Here is a 19,932-nt window from a genome sequence, read left to right as displayed (position 1 = left end):
TACTATTACATAAAAAACCAGATAGATGACTTATCTGGTTTTTTATACACTTGGTATACAAGGCTAGATGCCCGCTTATTTGCTCTGATAATAAAAGCTCACGTACCAATTTTCCTGTAAAAATTTGATAATCACTTGTTGATAGCTGTTGCGATAACGACTCTGCTCTTGCTCGGTCTTTTTTACATTAATATAGAGCACGCGATCTTCCATCTCATCTTGATAGGTACTGCGCTCTTGGGTCTTGGCCATTTTTAAGACCTCAAGGTGGGTATAGACTTGCTCTTGGCGCGAGTAGGTGCCATAACGAGCCAAGGCGTCTAACAGAGTTGCCACCGTATCGTAAAATTCGCCATTATTCTTCAGACGTAACGACTCCTTCATGCCTCGCTCGTCGTATACCTCAATGGTGTAAAGATAACCAAAGTCCGAAACTGTTTTGTAGAGACGAATCACCGGCGGTAGCGACTGCTCTTCCTCCAAATGCGCAACTAATCGATTATAAAAAAGCGCCGAGACCCCCGTTTGTTGCAGTGGTTTAAAGGTGGGTAGCGCAGGAGTTACCACCGGTGCAGGCGTGCTGATCGTTTGCGCGACAGGCTCACTTACCACACTGGCCACGGGGGTACTACCCTCACGCAACTGACGACGCACCGCCAATAGCATCTCTTTATTTAAAAGATCAGCAGGGATACTCTTAATAGCCACCTCACGCCAATTTTTATCCAGCTTTGTTAAATAGAATTTGCCTCGCATTGTTAGTTCATTATTAACCCCTGCATCGTCCATCGAGGCGATAATCGCATCGACGATCTCCACGGTTATATCATCATTTTCTAGCTCTGCATACGCACGCCAATCTTCGGCTAATTGCTCCAATACAAATTGACTAAAATCAATATCATCATTCATGCTATTCTCTTTCTCCTAAATCCTAGATTTTTATCGTAAAAAAGCGAAGTAGGCCTCCACTGAGCCATCAATATAAAAGTTGGTGCTACCACCACGCGCAAAGTCTACCTTCCAACTAGGATAGACCTTCTCGCCGATGATAAAGACATGCTCATCGCTATGATGCACCTCGGTTGTCTGGCGATTAAGATAGGCAATACGTTGCATAATATTCATTGGGGAGCCATTGTCGGTACGCTTGAGATCATTCTTTAGATAACACTTCTTCGCCTCATAGAGCATCTTTGTCTCGCCCTCTTGCTTAATTTCACTAAGATAGGTGACAATCTCTTTGACCTTCTCCTGATCAAAACTCAAAAGCGAATCCACCTCGCCATCGTCATAAAAAATTTGTAATTGATACTCCATGGCATAGCCCTCACTAAAGAGCGCCCGATCCATCTGCGTAACAATCACCAGTGGCGGACGCCCTCCTTTTTCTACAAAATAGTCATACACTACGGGTAATAGTCCCATGCTTCTTCTCCTTGTCGAACAATTTCTCTATTCTTTGCTATATTATCTATCGGCTACTTTAAAGAAGATCTAAATTTATCTTAAGCTTTCTTCTCCAGCGCGTAGGTGGCAATCGCCTGCGCATGGATAACCGTGGTATCAAACAGTGGTATCGATACGTCTTGGGGAGATAGCAATAAGCCAAGCTCGGTACATGCCAGTAACACGCCTTGCACCCCCTGCGGACGCATCTGCTCAATCAGATCTTGCAGTTGCTTACGCGAAGACGCTTGGATCATCCCAAGACAAAGCTCGGTATAGATAATATGATGCACCACGTCCATCTGCTCGGCTGACGGCACAAAAACCGTAAGCCCTGCCTGCTCCAATGCCTCGCGATAAAAATCTTGCGTCATGGTGTACTTCGTACCCAACAAGAGCACCCGCGAAACCCCCTCGGCTAAGAGCTTGTCGGCGCTGGCTTGCGCAATATGTAACAGCGGAATCGATAGTTGCGCGCTAACTCTCGGTGCAACCTTATGCATGGTATTCGTACATATCGCAATAACATCAGCACCAGCCTGCGCCAAGAGGCTAGCTTCTTCGGCAAGGATTTCTCCACTCTTTTGCCAATCCCCCCGCGCTTGAAGCTCGGCAATCTCGGCAAAATCGACACTAGAGAGCAAAATCTTCGCCGAATGAAGCCCACCCAACTCCTTTGCCACCGCCTCGTTAATCAACTTGTAATAAACCAACGTACTCTCCCAACTCATGCCACCCAACAGACCAATCTTCCTCATGTTACCTCCCTTAGTGTATAATTCTATTAATATTTTTATTTTGATAAATTTTACCTACTTGATGCCATACATATTCTCAAGAATTCTATCGGTTCATACATGAAAAAAATTACCACGACAATACCTGATCCCCGTAAAATATATAATGGAAGGTGCATACATCTCACATACACATCTCCCATTATAGAAATTTATTATCTTTTAAACAATGCTCTTACAGATAATCATTCAGCCCCAAGACAAAGGCATCATCCATCAAAATTGGATAAATAAAAACTAAATGATCTCTTGAGGATACATCTGCTTTAAATCCGCTTCTACTGTACTAATAGCCTTAATTTGCCACTTTTGTACTAAAACATCTAACACATTAGGAGATAAAAATAGAGGCAAAGTGGGACCAAGATAGATATTTTTAATATTCAAATGTAACAACGTTAACAGAACCACTACCGCTTTCTGTTCATACCAAGAGAGTACAAAAGTTAATGGTAGCTCATCAACCGAACAATGAAGCCGATTTGATAAACTTAAGGCAATATTAATCGCACCATACGCATCATTACATTGACCAACATCTAAGAGCCTTGGTAAATCACCAATCTTACCAAAATCTATATCATTAAATCGAAATTTACCGCACGCCAAGGTAAGGGTGAGCACGTCTTTAGGCAAGGCTTGCACCAGTTGTGTATAATAGTTTCGTCCTGTTTTAGCCCCATCACACCCTCCTACTAAGAAAATATGTTTTAAATCACCGGCTTTAATGGCATCAACTACAGCATCCATACTTTGATTAACTGCATGATGCCCAAATCCTGTAGTAAGCTCACTACCGCCATTAATACCCGTAAAGAGTTGAGGATCATCAAATCCCCCTAAAGCCAAGGCTTTATCAATAAGCGCAGTAAAATCCTTTTTACCATCAATATGCACCATGTTTGGGTAAGCAACGAGCGAAGTTGTAAAGACTCTATCTTCATAACTCTTCTTTACCGGCATAATACAATTAGTCGTAAAAAGAATCGGTGCAGGCAAATGAGAGAATTCAGATTGCTGGTTTTGCCAAGCCGTACCAAAGTGCCCTTTAAGGTGCTTAAAAGCACGCAACTTAGGATAACCATGAGCAGGTAGCATCTCACCATGCGTATAAATAGCAATACCTTTGCCTTCTGTTTGCTGTAACAGGAGATAAAGATCTTGCATATCATGTCCACTAATAACAATAAAAGGACCAGCTTCCACTCTCATCGATACGCTTGCTGGGAAAGGGTGACCAAAATGCTCATAATGCCCCTGATCTAATAACTGCATACACCTAAGATTTACCTCACCACATTTAAGATTTAATCCCAAGAGTTGATCCAAAGATAGTGATTCAGGCAAAATAGCAAGTGCCTCGTAAAAGAAGTGATCTACTTCCTGATCACTCATTCCTAGAACACGCGCATGATGAGCATAAGCAGCTAAGCCCTTTAACCCAAAAATAAGGAGCGATTTTAAGCTCCGCTCATCCTCTGAAGCTTGCCAGATTTCGGTCATAGAAAAGGTATTATCCATATTATGACTGTAACGTTTTAGTAAATTGATCCAATCCTCTACGTGTTGCTTATCAAAACTTACGTTAGTTACGGTAACAAAAAGAGCATCTTGTAATAATGCAGATACCTCAGGGTTAGGCGCATCACAATACTCCTTAGCCAACATAATCGCTGTCGCTAAGAGTTCATCTTGTTTGTTTGCCAACAAATCATCTTTACCGCAAACACCGACAGTTTTACAACCATTTGTTGCCGTTTGCTCACATTGAAAACAGAACATTTAAATCCTCCAATATTGACAATAGTAACTCTATCCTACTTGATTTTTTTATTTTTGTATGTTACATTTGTAACAATATGTTGTTTTCTTTAGAAATAATACAAATCCTTAAGCAAAATATTGTTTTTAACCAATTTAATAGCGAAGAATTAGGAGAAATTTTTTCATTGCTAAACGTAAAACAAAAAAAGTACGCTAAAGATCAAATAATTTTACAGCAAGGCGATCCACTAAATTACATCGGGATTCTTATCAGTGGCAAACTCATGCTTTACCACACAATATGCGAAGAGACACCACGGTTACTTAATGTTATTCATCCCGCACAGATGCTAGGCGAAGCCTTTGTGATTACCGGAAAACATATAAGTCAAGTTACAATAAAGTCCCAACAAAAAAGTAATATTTTATGGATGAATTATCATCCAACCAATTCCACAACATCACCCATACAGAAAGATCTCATTGCGCGATATCACCAATATCTAACAAAATCTCTTGCTGAAAAAATTATTTTTTTACAAAAAAAACTTTACGTTTTAGCACAACCAACATTAAAAATGTCAATGATTACACTTTTGCAATTTTATTATTGTGGAGAAGATTGGATTACTTTACCTTTTAAAACGCATGAGGAGTTAGCTGATTATTTATCTGTCAATAGATCCTTTTTATCTCGACTACTCAATGCAATGGAAAGAGATAATATTTTTAATAGAGAAAAAAATAAATATAAATTAAATACAAAATTTTTAATGTAAAAATTTTGTATTTAATTTATATTTATCCTGCTAACAGTCCTATAAGCGAAGCGCTTCCTTCATCCAGTGCAACTCCGATATCGGCTCAGAGGCGCTCTTATCCACAGATTGGCAAGAGCCTACCCCAAGACTCATCACCATCGCCACAACAAAAGCCAACCATTGTTTCATCTCTCTCCTCCTTTACGCGTATTCAACGTGATACCAATAAGGACGCTACTCATCTATCGATCTATCATTAGCTACATCCGAGGCCCGATTAGCTTCGCGCTGCATCGCCTCTGACCTAGCTCTAAAAATAGCCGCCTCCTCTCTATTTCTAGCTGCTTTTCCTCTAAAATATTCTGCCATTGCAGGATCTCTAGCTTGCTCTGCTGCTAAATCGAAGTCATTAGCATTCTCCTCAAACTCATTAGCAATATCATCCAAGTAGTTTGATGCCTCGCTAAGATGCTCTCCACTTTCCATTAGCTGCTCTTCTGTGGATACTATCGGCTGCGATGCACGCTCTTTTGCTTGCTCTTGTGGTACACACCCTACCATTACCATACCTGCTATAAAAACCAACCATTGTTTCATCTCTCTTCTCCTCACTTTTTTACGCGTTTACGCTTATGACGCATGTTAGTAGCCCTCTACCAAGGAGTATCCCTTGATATGGTAGAATTTCCCTTGGATAATCTTCACAAAATCAATAATGAGCAAGACGGTAAGTGCTAAGATCAGAAAAAAGGCTAAGAAGGGGCGGAGATACGCCATGAGAATAGCGCCTAGGCTAAGGGCTAAATAGAGCACGCCACGACGTTGCTGACCGGCTAAAAATTGGTGCACGCCAAACATGCCCAAAAAATAGACTAAAAGAAGCAACAAAATCTTGTTATACTGCTGTGGTTTTTCATTCATAAAAAACTCCTTAGGATATAAAATAATGGCTTCATTATACATGAACCTTAAGAGAAATACAAGGTTAGAATATAAGAATAATATATTTTACATAACTTTTATTCTGTCTTTTTATGCTATCCGCTTCTTTCATCTTCATGTAAAAAATTAACCTTTGCAAAAAAAACGATTCACCTCGACAAAGCTATCTCACATCACTATGTTCTTGCCGAATTTTCACATTATCGTCCAAGAGAGCTTGACTATCGCTTTAATATAGATTATCTTAGATAAAGAGAAACTTATAATGCACTTTTATGTGAGGAGAAGAAAATGAAGAAATTTGCATCACACCTTAGCGCCGGTAAGCTTAAGTTGTCGCTTATGGCGTTGCTTATTGGTGGTTTATTGTTTAGTTGTCAGCCTACTGGTAGCAATAACGATTCGTCTACAAAAAAAGAGAAGAAGGGTGGCGTTATCTCTTATGAGCACTCAGACCTTAAGCTAAAAGATGGCGAGGTAGAGAGCTACGGTTACAGCCATAACACCCAAGATACTTGGGAGGTTGTCGCAGGACATACCCAATCGCCTATCCAGATTAAGTCTAGCGATGCTGTACCGATGCGCGACAGTGGTCTTATCGATATGTACAAGAATATCAGCCTCAAGTCGGTCACCGATGAGAAGACCACGCTCTTTGCCGAAGTTGCTAGCAACACCACCATCAATGGACGTAGTTTTGACCTAATTCAATTCCACTTCCACAGCCCAGCCGAGCACGTTGTTGATGGCATCACCTACGATCTCGAGTTGCACTTTGTACACATCTCTCAAAGTGGTCGTCTTGCTGTATTGGGTGTGCTCATCAAAGAGGGTGCGTTCAATCCTACCTTCCAAGTGCTTCTTGACGCCCTTAAAGATCCCTCCACCGCACCTGCTACCCTCGATGTAACCCCACTCTTCCCCACCAACCTCAACTACTTCCACTATCTAGGATCGCTTACCACCCCACCTCTCACCGAAAATGTTGAATGGCAAGTCTTCGCGCAACCTATCGAGATCTCCGCAGAGCAACTCGCTGCCTACCGCGCTCACGAGCATTACAACAACACCGCCCGCCACACCCAACCACTCAATGGCCGCGCATTACTCAATGCCAATGCAGAAGGTCTCAAATAATTCTGTAAAATCCAACGAACATTTCTAGAAATCACTAAGAACCCCCTTGGAATTCATTGGGGTTCTTGCTATAATAAAGGGATGGAATATCCTTTTGTTCACTTACATAATCACTCCGAATTTTCTCTCCTAGATGGCTCTATCCGTGTTGCCGATCTCGCAAAAAAGACCGCTCAATCTGGCATGAGCGCCATCGCCCTGACCGACCATGGCAATATGTTTGGCGCATTATACTTCCAAAAAGCCTGCCAAAAAGCAGGCATAAAACCGATCATCGGGTGTGAGGTTTACATCGCACCCAAAGGGAGACAGATCAAAGACAAAGAGAGCCGTTACTACCATATGTGCCTCTTCTGTAAAGACGAAACTGGCTATAAAAATCTACTCTACCTCACCAGTCAGGCCTCCATCGACGGCTTCTATCACCGTCCACGCATCGACGACGCCCTCCTCCAATCTCACCACGAAGGCTTAATCTGCTCTAGCGCCTGTCTAGGTGGCGAAATCGCTCAACACCTCTTACGCAATCGCTATGAAGTTGCAAAAGAACGCGCCCTCTTCTACCAAGAGCTCTTTGGGGAGGGTAACTTCTATTTGGAAATTCAAGATCACGGCTATAGCGAAGAGCAACGTGTACGCCATCTCATGGTTCAACTTGCCAAGGAGACGGGTATTCCCCTCATCGCCACCAACGACATTCACTACCTCGAGCCCGAAGACAAAGAGACCAACGATATACTAATATGTATAGGAACCCAACGTAAACTCAAGGATAGTAGCCGAATGAGCGCCGCCGACAATTGCTACTTTCGCTCGGCAGAAGAGATGTACGCCCTCTTTAGCGACGTGCCCGAAGCACTCACCAACACCGTTGAACTTGCCAATAAATGTAACTTAGTTATCCCCGAGAGTGGCCCCATTCTCCCCGAATACACCATCCCCGAACCCTTTGCCAACCCGACCGAATACCTAAGGCACCTCGTCTTTGCTGGGTTAAAAGAACGATACCCCGAAGTTACGCCGGAACTAAGCCAACGCGCCGAATTTGAAATTGAGACGATCGCTTCAATGCAATTTTCTGGCTACTTTCTCATCGTCTGGGACTTTATCGACTGGGCAAAACGCCACGACATCTCCGTAGGGCCAGGACGTGGATCGGGGGCAGGATCGCTGGTGGCCTACGCCCTCAAGATTACCGATGTGGATCCGATCAAGTACAACCTTCTTTTTGAACGCTTTCTCAACCCCGAGCGCGTCAGCATGCCCGACTTTGATATCGACTTTAACGACGACCGTCGGGATGAAGTGGTCGCCTATGTTACCGAAAAGTATGGCGCCGATCACGTCGCGGGCATCACAACCTTTGGGACGCTCGCCACCAAGGCTGCCCTCAAAGACGTTGCCCGTGTCTTGGATATCGCCTTTGACGAGAGCCTCAAGATTACCAAGGCTGTTGACGAGACCGCGCTACCTGAGGAGCAAGATGTTAAACTCAATGTAACCACGGCGCGCACCTATAATCCCTACCTCAAGAGCCTCTATCAACAGGGCGGATCCTACAAACAACTCTTTGATGTTGCCGCCAAAATTGAAGGGCTCACGCGCCATATTGGTACGCATGCTTGTGGCAAGGTGATTGGAAAATCTCCCGTGGTTGAGTACGTACCGCTCATTTTTGACCAGCGCTCTGGCTCGATCAACACCGCGTTCGAGAGTAAAATTATTGAAGATTGTGGGCTAGTAAAGATGGACTTTCTTGGGCTTAAAACGCTCTCCATCATCGACAACACCGTCGCCATGATCCGTAAAGAGCAACCCGACTTCCACATCGATCGTATCCCCGAAGACGATGCCCTCACCTTTAAACTCTTCTGCGAGGGACGCACCCACGCCATCTTTCAATTTGAAAGTGAAGGCATGCAGAAAATTCTTAAAGATGCGCAACCCAGTAGCATTGAGGATCTTATCGCCTTAAATGCCCTCTATCGCCCTGGCCCCATGCAATTTATTCCTGCTTTCATTAAGGGTAAGCGCAATCCAAGTCGGGTGAAATACTTCCACCCCTCGCTCAAGGAGATCCTCAAGCCTACTTATGGCGTTATCGTCTACCAAGAGCAAGTTATGCAAGTTGCCCAAATCTATGCGGGCTACTCCCTTGGCGGGGCAGACCTCTTGCGTCGTGCAATGGGTAAAAAGAAGAAAGAGGAGATGGACAAGCAAGAGCAGATCTTTATCGAAGGAGCCATACAAAACGGACACACCAGAGAGGCTGCCGCCGAACTCTTTCAAATTCTCCTACCCTTTGCTGGCTATGGATTTAACAAGAGCCACGCTGCTGCCTATTCGATTATCGCCTACCAAACCGCCTACCTTAAAGCCCACTACCCAGCACAATTTATGGCGGCCAACTTAAGCAACGAGATGAATAGCTCACCCAAATCCTTTATGCGAGCGCTTGACGAAACCCGATCGATGGGCATTCCCATCTTTCCACCAGAAATCAACCATAGTGAGGGAAAATTTACCGCGCGTGAAGGCAAGATCTACTACGGTCTATTGGGTATGAAAGGATTGGGCGAGGCAGCTGCTGGCGATATTATCCGTGTGCGAGAGAATATCGGAGCCTTCACCTCCTTCATTCACTTTTTAGAGGAGCTTGCCAAGCAGAACGTCGCACCGAATAAGCGCGTGGTGGAGACGCTCATCTTGGCAGGATTATTTGACAAAATTGAACCCGATCGCACCCGCAGTTTTTTGCGCTATCATGCGAACAAAGCCTGTGATTGGGCAACAAAAATCGCCAATATCGACACTCAGGAGAACTCCCTTTTCGATCAAATGGAGGCACCCAGCTATGCGCCCTTCGCCTATACTGATATGCCCGATTATGAAGAGGATGCAGAGGGAAATCACCAATCGAATATCCTCACTGCCGAAGAAATCCTCGCACTGGAACATGAAATTTTAGGGTTTTATGTCTCTGGACACCCGCTAGAGCCGTATCGTCGGGCTTGGGAGCGTCAACAAAATATTAATCTTTTGGAACTTGAACAGAGCTCAAAACAGAACATCTATACCGTCATTGGATTAATGAAACACTTGAGCATTCGCCCCACCAAGAAGGGCTCGCTGATGGCAAGTGCCACCCTTGAAGATTTTAACGGGAGCATTACCATTGTCCTCTTCTCCAAAATCTTAACGCCAGATAACGATAAACTACTCAAAGCGCGTGAAGGCAAAGCACTGGGCGTACAAGGAAAAATCGAACTAGATCGCGGAGCTGATGCCCAGCTTTTGGTGGAACATATCTTTGTACCAGAAGAAAATGATGACGTTTTCCCTATCAAAAGTTGCCCTACGGATACCACAACCCACTCCGAGCGTCCCGCCCAAGCCATATACATCTATCTCAAAGAGCAGGCAATTAACCAAAAGAACATTAGTAGCTTAAAATTTCTCCTACAAAAACATGAAGGTGCACTCCATGTTAAGATCATTATTGGTGGAAAAGAGGGCATCACCTTGCCGATTGAAGGCATGCAAGTTAGTGCTAACCTAACCATTGACCCCCTATGGCTAGAGCTTAAGAGCGATCTAATTGAAGAGACGGAGGTAGCTTTTTAGTGTTTGAAAAAATCCTTACTATCACAAAAATAGTTGTGCAAACAATTTTGAATGCCTTTGCCCTTAGTGTTCTCTTGAGCATCGCGCAGAGACGCCTTGCCCTCTGGTTAGAACCACAGCTACCCAATGCCACCCTCTGGGTTACGTTGGGCGATTTGCTCTCGCAATTACTTATCTTGAGTATCTTAGCCATGCCGATGCTGGTTATTGCCTATCTTTTAATAAGGATTTTATCTTTTTTTCACAAGATCCCAGCCACCTTCACACCCTATCTGAGTGCCGTGGGCTTAGTGGGGATCGCACTCTGGCTTATCTATCAGTCGTCGTTTACTGGGCTCTATATCTACCTGACTTTTGGCGCTATCAAAAGTATTTCTGAACAATTTTATTTTATCGCCATCGGCTATCTTATGCTCAATCTCTTTTTACGCTCACTGAAAAACCAACGAGAATAACCCAACGATTAGCCAATAAAATTAATTTTTTCTTGACAAATAAAAAAGTGCGGTTTACAATGAATTTATAGACTAAATAAAAAGGTGGAATTCATGTTAAACCGAACAGAAATCGTAGAGAAGCTTCTCCATATTCTTTCTAAAGAAAAAGTTATTACCGACGAAACACTCCTCAAAGAGTATAGTGTAGATCGGTACTATAAGGTGGAGACGATTTGGGGGATCTACTCCATGCCAACGCCTGCAGCGATTGTGCGACCAACGAATAGCCAGGAAGTATCATCAATCTTAATGCTTTGTAACGAGCACCAAATCAATGTTGTACCACGCACTGGTGGATCGGCGACAGAGGGTGGATTAGAAACAGCGGTGGAAAATTCCATTGTGCTAGATGGTTCGAACATGAAAAAAATCATAAACATTGATACCTATAACATGGAAGCAACCGTTGAGTGTGGGGTAGTTCTGGAGACTTTAGAAAATGAAGTTCGTGCTCTAGGGTTTACTACAGGACACTCACCGCAATCTAAGCCACTCGCGCAGCTTGGCGGACTGACTGCCACGCGCTCAATAGGGCAATTTTCGACACTCTATGGTGGAATCGAAGATATGATTGTTGGTCTGGAGAGCGTATTTCCTAATGGCGAAATTTGCCGTATCAAAAACGTGCCAAGACGCGCAGCTGGTCCTGACATTCGCCATATCGTCATTGGTAACGAAGGTGCCATTAGCTTTATTACAGAAGTAACCGTAAAGCTCTTTAAATGGTATCCAGAAAATCACCTCTTTTATGGCTATATTTTAGATGATATGGAAGTTGGCTTTAAGGCTATTCATAATGTGATTACGGCTGGATATCGCCCCTCTGTTGTGCGACTTTACTCACCAGAAGACGCAGCGTATCACTTTTCTCATTTTGCGCAAAATAAGTGTGTCTTAATCTTTATGGCTGAGGGACCTAAGGGAATCGCGCAAGCCACAGGCAACGCAATCGAGGAGATTGTTGCCAAGTTAAACATTCAGCAGGTGGAAAGTCATTATATTGAAACTTGGTTTAACAATCTTAACTGGGATGAAAGAAAGGTTCAAGAAGAGCGCGATGAGATTAAAGAGACCAACAATTGTGGCTTTACTACCGAGGTTTCCGCCAGCTGGAGTAACGTCTATCCCCTATACAAAAATGCTATCGATCGCATCCGTAAAGAGATTCCTGATCTCACCCTGTTAGGTGCCCACTCTAGTCATAGTTATATCAACGGGACTAATCTCTACTTCGTATACTACTACGATATGAAGTGTGAACCCCAAGAGGAACGCACCAAATATCACGATCCAATTCAAAATATTATCGTAGAGGAGACACTCAAAGTAGGTGGATCTATGTGTCATCATCATGGAGTTGGAAAGCACCGCACCCACTTCTTAGCGCAAGAGTATGGTTCATCCTTGTACATGCTCAAAACACTCAAGAAGGCCTTTGATCCAAAGGGAATTATGAACAAGGGTACAATTTTTCATATCAACGAAGAGCTTTAAGCTCTTCGTCAGAATAAAAGGAGGCAAAAAGTGAGTCGAGAAATTACAGACTTTAACATGAGCTTTTTTTCTTTAAAAGGAAAAAATGCCATTATTACTGGAGGAAACGGCGGTCTTGGACAGGCATTCGCACTGGCATTAGCCAAGGCCGGCGCTAATATTTTCATTCCTAGCATCGTGGAGGATGATGGAACAACACAAAAACTCATCGAAAGTACTGGTCAGAAGTATCGCTTCATGCTAACCGACATTACTAAGGCCGGGGAGCCCCAAAAAATCATCGAAACATGTGTAAAAGAGCTAGGCAGTGTTGATATTTTGGTTAACAGCGCAGGCATGAGTATCAATGAACCAGACGTCTTAAAGTACAATCGATCGCAGTGGGATCCGATGATTGCACTTAACCTTACCGCGGCCTTTGAGCTTAGCCATGAAGCCGGTAAATTCATGATTCCACAACAGAGCGGAAAAATCATTAATATTGGCTCAATGTTTTCTTTCTTGGGTGGACAGTGGTCGCCAGCATATGCAGCCACTAAGCATGGTATCGTAGGCTTCACCAAAGCCTATTGCGATGAACTAGCTCAATTCAACATTCAAGTAAACGCTATCGCCCCCGGCTATTACGCGACAAAAATAACCGAACAGACTAGAGCAAACTCAGCGAGTAATCAGCGAGTCTTGGATCATATTCCCGCCGGACGCTGGGGCGATCGGTTAGACTTAATGGGAACCGTTGTTTTTTTAGCCAGTAAGGCCTCAGACTACGTTAATGGGCACACCCTTACCGTAGACGGTGGCTACTTAGTGCGCTAGACATCTGGGTTGGATAAAAAAGGAGGAATTTTTATGCTAACACAATATTTTATGGGCATCGATGGTGGGACACAAAGTACGAAAGTCGTTATTGTTGATACAAAAGGCAAAACAGTTGCGCAAGCCAGCAGAGCATTACAGCCAATGTATACCACCCCAGATGGTATTGCCGAACATCCAGCTGATGATCTTTTTGACTCACTCATGTTAACCATAAAAGATGCGCTCACTCACTTTAAAGAAGATAGAAGTCAAATTATTGCTATTGGGCTTGGCAGTATTCGCTATTGTCGTTGTTTGGTTAAGGCCGATGGAACGCTGGCACATCCGGTTATCAGCTGGATGGATCGTCGCATTAGTATGCCCTATCAAAACGACCAAAAGGATGTTCAGTATGTCGTAGCTACCACAGGATATCTCATGGGGCGATTAACAGGATCTTTTACAGATACAATCGCTAATTGTTTGGGGCAGTGGCCTATCGATGTTAATCAATGGAAAGTATTAGAGAATCCCCAAGATTTTTCAAGCTACGGAATCTCTAAAGAGATGATGTACGAAATGCGGATGCCTGGAGAAATTGGTGGATATCTAAGTCATGAAATAGCTAATCAGATTGGTTTATATGCAGGTATTCCCGTGGTGCACACCGCCAATGACAAGGCTGTAGAGGCACTTGGTGCAGGGCTTCTCAATCAAGAGACGGTACTTCTCTCCTTAGGCACCTATATCGCTAGTATGGTAGTTGCCGATGAGTCGCGTGCAACTAGCCAATTTTTTTGGACGAATATGGCATCACAACCCCATCGCTATCTCTATGAAAGCAATGGAATTAGACGAGGTATGTGGACAGTAAGCTGGTTAAAAAATCTCCTAGGAAAAGAACTTAGTCATCAAGCCAAAGAACACAATCTTTCTGCAGAGAACTATTTAAATAAAATTGCCGATAATGTGACCGTAGGCAGTGAAGGGCTTATTTGTATTCTAGACTGGCTGGCCCCACCCAACGAACCTCATAAAAAAGGCATGTTTATTGGCTTTGATCAACGTCACACTTACGGGCATATCTATCGTGCTATTCTAGAGGGCATCTCGCTCACAATGCGTCGCCATGCATTCAATATGACCCAGGAACTTAGCATTAACCCTAAGGAGCTGGTTGTTACTGGAGGCGGATCGCATTCAGATTTATTCATGCAAATTTTAGCTGATGTCTTCGCTATTCCCGTCTATCGCACCAAAAATGAAAGCATCGCAGGCTTGGGGGCAGCGATTTGTGCGGCTGTTGCCACAAAAGTCTACCCTAGCTTTGAAGAGGCTATCCAACACATGGTAGAACGGGATAAAACCTTTATGCCTAACCCAATGCATGTGGAAAAGTATGCAAAAATCGCTAAGGCTTATGAGTATCTTAGTGACAATATGGATACCATTTTACATCATCTGCACGACACATTCGAGGAGTTATAGATGAGTAATAAAAAATCTTATTTTGAATTACTCCTATTGGTACTAGCGGCAGGGGCAATTTATCCACTCATTTATTTACGCACTAACTTCCAAGAGCCTTTACTGAGCGCGCTAAACATGAGCATGGAAGAGCTGAGCCAAATCTACTCATTTTTAGGGATGATGTTCATCGTTGGATATGTTCCTAGCGGGTGGTTAGCCGATCGCTTTCCTGCTAAGTGGTTGATCTTATTTTCACTAGTTGCTACAGGTCTACTGGGAATCTGGCTGGCTACCCTACCCGGCTACACTATCGTGCGCATCATTTTTATAGGATTTGGCTTTTCCGCCGTCTTTACCTTCTGGAGCGCATTAATGAAAGCAGTAAAGATGCTGACAACCCCACAAACCGAAGGAAAATTCTTTGGTATTTTAGATGGTGGGCGCGGTTTAGTCGAAGCATTACTGGCAACCTTAGCCGTGGCTATTTTCGTTTTTATCTCAAACAAAAGCGCTAATAACAGCCAAGCAATGCAAGCTGTCATATTAATGTATAGCATTATGCTCTTTATATTGTCTGTTGCTATCTTCTTCTTTTTAACCAACACTAGCCCAACTACAGAGAGAAGCACAGAACATAAAACAAAAAAAGATTCACCGATGCTCTTGATGAAAACTATTTTAAGCATAAAAGAGGTTTGGCTCATTAGCGCAATTATTTTTACTGGATATACACTATTTTGGACAGTCTACTACTTTTCTGGATTTTTAGTCAGTAACCAAGGAGTTACGCCTGAGATCGCTGGATTTATTTTAGTTATCGTCATGTGGATGCGCCCAATTGGTGGTATTATTGGAGGCATGATTGCCGATAAAATTGGTAAATCCACGCTATTACTCATCTCCATGATTATCTCCATTATCGGCTTACTCCTCATCGCATTACTACCCCTAGCCAATGCCCTAATCTTTGCTATTATTATTTTAGTGGGACTAGCTAATTATACTATCCGTGGCGTCTATTGGTCACTACTGCAATTTTTAAATATACCAGCAACGCTACTTGGCATGGCGATCGGTCTTATCTCTTTCTTAGGCTATCTTCCCGATATTCTTTTGCCTGGTATAAGTAGCTATATTTATGGTCAATTCTCTAGCGATAAGGCCAATATTATCTACTTTATTATTTCAGCGACAGTTGGCATTATCGGCTTACTCTTTGTGCTGTATTTTAAGCAAAATATCGAAAACAAATGGAGTAAAAAAGAATAAGCCCAGACATTATGTGAAATTGCCCTTTGACAAAAATCATTATCTAATATAGAATAATAAAAAACATCAAGGGGCATCTTATGCAAACAGTTTCACCTATTCTCTTCCACAAGACATCTTTCGCGATGGGTGCACCAACTTTTGAAGATCTACCTAGTGATGCGCAAATAGAAATTGCCATCGCTGGACGTAGTAACGCCGGAAAAAGTACACTGATCAACAACTTAACGCGTCAAAATAAGCTTGCACGCGTCTCGCAGACTCCCGGCAAGACACGGGAAATGAATCTTTTTCATCTTTATTTAAAGGATAGAAACGAAGCGATCGCTCGACTGGTCGATCTCCCCGGATATGGCTACGCTAAGGTGAGTAAGTCGATGAAGAGTAGCTGGCAGGCCGAACTAGGACACTATCTTTTAGAGAGAGAGAATCTAAAAATACTTATCGTTATCCTCGATAGCCGTATGCCTATTACCGAACTGGATGCCATGCTCATCGATATGGCGAGTAAACGTGGGCTTCAACAAATTTTTATCTTTAATAAAATTGATAAACTCAACCAGAGCGAAAAGGCCAAGTGCCACGCCATGGCGCAAAAACTTGTCTACGAGACGCCCAACAGTAGCTATATTGTCTACTCCTCGCCAAAAAATATTGGTAGGGAGCTCTTGACAGAAAAAATTAGCGCCTCTTTGCACCATCATGCGCAAAAAAGTGAGCAAGATACTTGACACAATTGGCAAAAAATGCTAGAATACAAGTACGTTTTAACACTTGGAGAAGTGTCCGAGCGGTTTAAGGAGGCGGTCTTGAAAACCGTTGACGTGCAAGCGTCCGTGGGTTCGAATCCCACCTTCTCCGCTAGAAAAGTGCCAAAAAACGTCATACGGAGAGGTGCGAGAGTGGTTGAATCGGTCTTCCTGCTAAGAAGTTGTACCTCATAAGGGTACCGAGGGTTCGAATCCCTCCCTCTCCGCTATCATCAAGAGACTCAATATGAGTCTCTTTTTTTATGCCCTATTCTTATTGCAAAAAAGAAATAATCCATTAAATACTACTTGACAAATTATATATATAATTAACTTATCCTGTATTAAGGAGGTGAAAGTTTTATCTACAAAAAAATATCTTCATATTCTCTTCACTACTAGTTTATATTATCTCTACGACATATTCATAAAATCTTTATATTGATTTTATATATTATTCATAATCTATCCGTTTTAGATTAAAGGAGACAGACATGAAAACAAAAATTGGTTTACTCGCCCTCTTCTTCAGCCTTTTGGCGATGAAGAGCTTCGCCCTGCAAGACATTGAGGTGGGCTTGCGCCTAGGTGTCGATTTACCCACCAATGTGATTGGTTTTTACACCGATGATGGCAAGTATATCCCCAAGCGGTGCGACCTTGACGGGCGCTTTAACTCGATCAACTTCGCCGGTGCGGTGGTTGCCGACTTTGCCTTTAATGATTACATCATTTTAGGCGTGGCAGGGCACTTTAGCCTCTTTCGTAGCTATTCGCTCGCCGAGAAAGATATCGATGGCAGCGAAATCGGTAAGACCAAGGTAAATTTTCACACCTTTGCCCTAGACATCATGATGAAAGGACGCATGGCCTTTGCCGACGATCGCTATAGCCTCATTGCTGGCATCGGATTAGGGCCTACGCTCAACACCAAACCAACCTACAAGCAGACCATCAACAACCAAACGGAGCGCGGTTCTATCGACAACGGCAAGCTCTACGTGGGATTAAACCTCATCGCTGAACTTGGCTTTTCCATGCAAACAGTAGAGAATCAGTTTATCCAATTTGGCGTACGCACCACCCTCGATGTCTTAGCCTTTACCTACAACAAGGGCATGCCTAGCGCTAGCCTTAATGGACAATCTGCCATCAGCCCCTATAATGTTGGAATCTTTCTTGGCTATAGTTTTCGTTTTTAATCGCTACGTTATCTTAAACAAGAGAGGTTTCGCTGAGCCTCTCTTTTACTCTTTATCTTCTATCTTAAGTGTATAAACAAAGCCGTTATCTTGCCCCTTCTCTGGCTCTGCTAAAATCGGACTAAAAAACGAGGCATCGCGCGAAAAACCGTAGTTGTCGTAAAAGGTGTAGCTACACGAGATGTCTGTCCACAGTGCAATAGAGCGTGCGCGATGGGTTTTTGCATAAGCCACGAAGTTTTTCATCAACGCCCTCCCCGCTCCGTGTCCGCGCGCCTTGGGGTGTAAATAGAAGAGTTCGATCTGGGCATCGTGTGGATCTTTATGAAGCTTACACATTGCCTCAAGGGAGTAAACCTCTCTTAGTTGATGCAGGACAAAGCGAGGTTTTCCTAGCTGATGGGTAAGCAAGATGAAAGCAAACTTAGTGTAGAATGCGATACTTGCCAAGAAATTATACAATCGGCAGGCGACGGGTTGATGGTGCTTGAGCACTCCTGCCAACAAGCCTACGGGTTGACCATCCACCACCGCAACATCCACCCAACAAGAGGCTAAGAGCGCCATATCAAAAAAGAGCTCGTAGACTAACATCGGACGTTTAGCGTCAGGAAAGTATGCGTGCAAAGCCCATGTCTCCTTGAGCGCCACAAGCAAGGCTTTTCTATCACGCACGCGACGATATATGTTGATATCCATACTATGATGCTAGCATGGAAGAGCGCGATTGTCAAGCGATATTAAAAGAAAATTGCCCCCTTGCGCAGAGGGCGATGTAAGTAAAGAAAATCCTCTTGATCTCAGCAACTACCAAGAAAAAATTTACTAAGAAATGTCAAGTTTTACTGTTAAACTATTTATTGTCATCACATTTCTAGTTTTAGTTGTACAACGATTTCATTATACACTAATTTTGAGAAAATAGCAAGCCAAGCTACGAACTGTATTGACAAAATAACTATAATAATTATAATAACTAAAGAGAGGTGATACATTATGTGTAATGTAAGTGATGATATTCAATCAAACATAAAATTTGCGATTGATTTTGAAATTGAATCGTTAAAATTCGATATCGATGCAATTCAGAATTGGCTAGAAGGCTACCCAAAATGTAAAGCCATGGTCAACGTAAATAAGTTAACCAAACTCTTAAAAAAAGACAACATCAAAGACAGCTGGTATAATTCAGGAATGTTTGATGACTATGGCGATACAAATAAGCTTGAAGATTATGTCAATAGTTTAGGAAGTGAGTATAAAAACTATTGTGATATGGTTGACGGAAGTAAAGAAGAATTTTCTATAAAATTTCATGATGATGACAAGCATTATTATTATGTTCACACAGTAAATGGCGTAGATAATAATTACTATTTGGATGAGAACAATGAAACTTTAGATTTTACAAGTTGGTTTAAGATCTATAAATCAAAGGAAGATTTTGGTATCAATATGGATTATTAATTCAATTTTTCGGCTAGGTCGACACAGCCTTAATTGCCATTCATTCATGGATGGCAACTAATCATCTTTTAGAAAAGCGAGTACATCATTTTCTGCCTCAATTTTGAGCATACGTACATCACGCGAGCAATCCAAAAACCATGGGTATTTTTTCGCCATCTTGCGAATAATCTTTAAGACAAGTAAGTTATATTGAATGCTCTTATCCTGATAGAAGTAGACCGACCCTTGCTTCCATTTAACGCCATTCTGTTCTAAGTAGCGTCTTGCAAGATAGTAAGCTTTGATGTAGGCACGCTTCACTTTTTCCGTGATTTGTGCCGGTAAAATAATATCCATATCTAAATCTCGGGTAATATCATCACTGCTAAAGTGCTTTTCTAGGCAAGCGGTGTCAAAATCAAAAGTTATCGCGTACATATAATTATCATGCGTTTAGATAATGAATATGTCAAGGGTTTCAATTCATGCCCTCGCGTGGAGGGCAACACAAAGTTAGTCTCTTGGGCGGT

Annotated in this window: 20 protein-coding genes, 2 tRNA genes and 1 CRISPR repeat array (1 of these 23 cut by a window edge); of the genes, 13 read left to right on the top strand and 9 right to left on the bottom strand. The window is 42.8% G+C overall.

What is annotated here, in order from left to right; translation table 11 throughout:
* Positions 1–75 precede the first annotated feature (75 nt).
* From PVA46_RS02880 to hcp, 4 genes are all read right to left on the bottom strand, one after another.
* A complete protein-coding gene (locus PVA46_RS02880; RefSeq protein ID WP_167695257.1) occupies positions 76–912 on the bottom strand; it encodes a hypothetical protein in 837 nt (278 codons plus the stop codon).
* A 30-nt stretch (positions 913–942) separates the two neighbouring features.
* Complete coding sequence (locus tag PVA46_RS02875; RefSeq protein WP_167695256.1) at positions 943–1,428, bottom strand: hypothetical protein; 486 nt, start codon at positions 1,426–1,428, stop codon at positions 943–945.
* 80 nt (positions 1,429–1,508) lie between these two features.
* Positions 1,509–2,207 carry an aspartate/glutamate racemase family protein gene (locus PVA46_RS02870; protein WP_167695255.1) on the bottom strand — a complete coding sequence of 233 codons (699 nt, stop codon included), beginning with the start codon at positions 2,205–2,207 and terminating at the stop codon, positions 1,509–1,511.
* Positions 2,208–2,483: 276 nt separating this feature from the next.
* Positions 2,484–4,028: a hydroxylamine reductase gene (gene hcp, locus PVA46_RS02865; protein ID WP_167695254.1), complete on the bottom strand. Its 1,545-nt coding sequence runs from the start codon at positions 4,026–4,028 to the stop codon at positions 2,484–2,486.
* 77 nt (positions 4,029–4,105) lie between these two features.
* On the opposite strand from hcp, the gene PVA46_RS02860 reads away from it, so the two are divergent.
* On the top strand, positions 4,106–4,789 hold the full coding sequence (locus PVA46_RS02860) for a Crp/Fnr family transcriptional regulator (protein WP_167695253.1): 684 nt from the start codon (positions 4,106–4,108) through the stop codon (positions 4,787–4,789).
* 39 nt (positions 4,790–4,828) lie between these two features.
* Here the strand turns inward: PVA46_RS02860 and PVA46_RS02855 are convergent, their stop codons facing one another.
* The 3 genes from PVA46_RS02855 to PVA46_RS02845 are packed head-to-tail and all read right to left on the bottom strand — an operon-like array spanning position 4,829 to position 5,692.
* A complete protein-coding gene (locus tag PVA46_RS02855) occupies positions 4,829–4,960 on the bottom strand; it encodes a hypothetical protein (protein ID WP_274360319.1) in 132 nt (43 codons plus the stop codon).
* Positions 4,961–5,005: 45 nt separating this feature from the next.
* Positions 5,006–5,368, bottom strand: coding sequence for a hypothetical protein (locus PVA46_RS02850; RefSeq protein ID WP_167695252.1), 363 nt, complete (start codon positions 5,366–5,368; stop codon positions 5,006–5,008).
* Between the two features lie 45 nt (positions 5,369–5,413).
* The gene (locus tag PVA46_RS02845; RefSeq protein ID WP_167695251.1) at positions 5,414–5,692 is read right to left on the bottom strand and encodes an NINE protein; all 279 of its coding nucleotides are present in this window, start codon (positions 5,690–5,692) and stop codon (positions 5,414–5,416) included.
* A 312-nt stretch (positions 5,693–6,004) separates the two neighbouring features.
* On the opposite strand from PVA46_RS02845, the gene PVA46_RS02840 reads away from it, so the two are divergent.
* The 11 genes from PVA46_RS02840 (at position 6,005) to PVA46_RS02790 (ending at position 17,953) form a co-directional block, all read left to right on the top strand.
* Positions 6,005–6,850, top strand: coding sequence for a carbonic anhydrase family protein (locus PVA46_RS02840; RefSeq protein ID WP_167695250.1), 846 nt, complete (start codon positions 6,005–6,007; stop codon positions 6,848–6,850).
* A gap of 81 nt (positions 6,851–6,931) precedes the next feature.
* The gene (gene dnaE / locus PVA46_RS02835) at positions 6,932–10,474 is read left to right on the top strand and encodes a DNA polymerase III subunit alpha (protein WP_167695249.1); all 3,543 of its coding nucleotides are present in this window, start codon (positions 6,932–6,934) and stop codon (positions 10,472–10,474) included.
* A 35-nt stretch (positions 10,475–10,509) separates the two neighbouring features.
* Positions 10,510–10,929, top strand: coding sequence for a hypothetical protein (locus tag PVA46_RS02830; RefSeq protein ID WP_274360318.1), 420 nt, complete (start codon positions 10,510–10,512; stop codon positions 10,927–10,929).
* A 93-nt stretch (positions 10,930–11,022) separates the two neighbouring features.
* The gene (locus PVA46_RS02825) at positions 11,023–12,465 is read left to right on the top strand and encodes an FAD-binding oxidoreductase (protein WP_167695247.1); all 1,443 of its coding nucleotides are present in this window, start codon (positions 11,023–11,025) and stop codon (positions 12,463–12,465) included.
* A gap of 30 nt (positions 12,466–12,495) precedes the next feature.
* Positions 12,496–13,281 (top strand): SDR family oxidoreductase, encoded by a 786-nt coding sequence (locus PVA46_RS02820; protein ID WP_274360317.1) that lies wholly within the window; start codon positions 12,496–12,498, stop codon positions 13,279–13,281.
* A 33-nt stretch (positions 13,282–13,314) separates the two neighbouring features.
* Positions 13,315–14,751, top strand: a complete 1,437-nt coding sequence (locus PVA46_RS02815; protein WP_167695246.1) for an FGGY-family carbohydrate kinase — start codon at positions 13,315–13,317, stop codon at positions 14,749–14,751.
* Positions 14,752–16,002 carry an MFS transporter gene (locus PVA46_RS02810; protein ID WP_167695245.1) on the top strand — a complete coding sequence of 417 codons (1,251 nt, stop codon included), beginning with the start codon at positions 14,752–14,754 and terminating at the stop codon, positions 16,000–16,002. It abuts the gene before it with no gap.
* 80 nt (positions 16,003–16,082) lie between these two features.
* Positions 16,083–16,733 carry a ribosome biogenesis GTP-binding protein YihA/YsxC gene (yihA, locus tag PVA46_RS02805; protein ID WP_167695244.1) on the top strand — a complete coding sequence of 217 codons (651 nt, stop codon included), beginning with the start codon at positions 16,083–16,085 and terminating at the stop codon, positions 16,731–16,733.
* A 45-nt stretch (positions 16,734–16,778) separates the two neighbouring features.
* Positions 16,779–16,863, top strand: a tRNA-Ser gene (locus PVA46_RS02800).
* A gap of 27 nt (positions 16,864–16,890) precedes the next feature.
* Positions 16,891–16,978: transfer RNA gene (locus PVA46_RS02795), tRNA-Ser, on the top strand.
* Between the two features lie 267 nt (positions 16,979–17,245).
* Positions 17,246–17,953 carry a hypothetical protein gene (locus PVA46_RS02790; RefSeq protein ID WP_167695243.1) on the top strand — a complete coding sequence of 236 codons (708 nt, stop codon included), beginning with the start codon at positions 17,246–17,248 and terminating at the stop codon, positions 17,951–17,953.
* A gap of 45 nt (positions 17,954–17,998) precedes the next feature.
* On the opposite strand, the gene PVA46_RS02785 is transcribed toward PVA46_RS02790, so the two are convergent.
* Positions 17,999–18,652: a GNAT family N-acetyltransferase gene (locus tag PVA46_RS02785; protein WP_167695242.1), complete on the bottom strand. Its 654-nt coding sequence runs from the start codon at positions 18,650–18,652 to the stop codon at positions 17,999–18,001.
* 297 nt (positions 18,653–18,949) lie between these two features.
* Here PVA46_RS02785 and PVA46_RS02780 point away from each other — a divergent pair, with 297 nt between their 5' ends.
* A complete protein-coding gene (locus tag PVA46_RS02780; protein ID WP_167695241.1) occupies positions 18,950–19,420 on the top strand; it encodes a hypothetical protein in 471 nt (156 codons plus the stop codon).
* 57 nt (positions 19,421–19,477) lie between these two features.
* Here PVA46_RS02780 and PVA46_RS02775 read toward each other — a convergent pair whose 3' ends face one another.
* Entirely contained in the window at positions 19,478–19,840 is a 363-nt protein-coding gene (locus PVA46_RS02775; RefSeq protein ID WP_167695240.1) for a hypothetical protein, read from the bottom strand.
* Between the two features lie 37 nt (positions 19,841–19,877).
* Positions 19,878–19,932: direct repeats of the CRISPR family, unit length 32 nt; unit sequence GTTTCAATTCATGCCCTCGCGTGGAGGGCAAC; it runs 7,634 nt beyond the window's last position.

This window comes from Entomospira culicis (genome assembly GCF_028748145.1).
GTDB classification, from domain to species: domain Bacteria; phylum Spirochaetota; class Spirochaetia; order WRBN01; family WRBN01; genus Entomospira; species Entomospira culicis.
The sequence above is the reverse complement of the archived record's forward strand: the minus strand, read 5'-3'. Positions and strand labels throughout refer to the sequence as shown.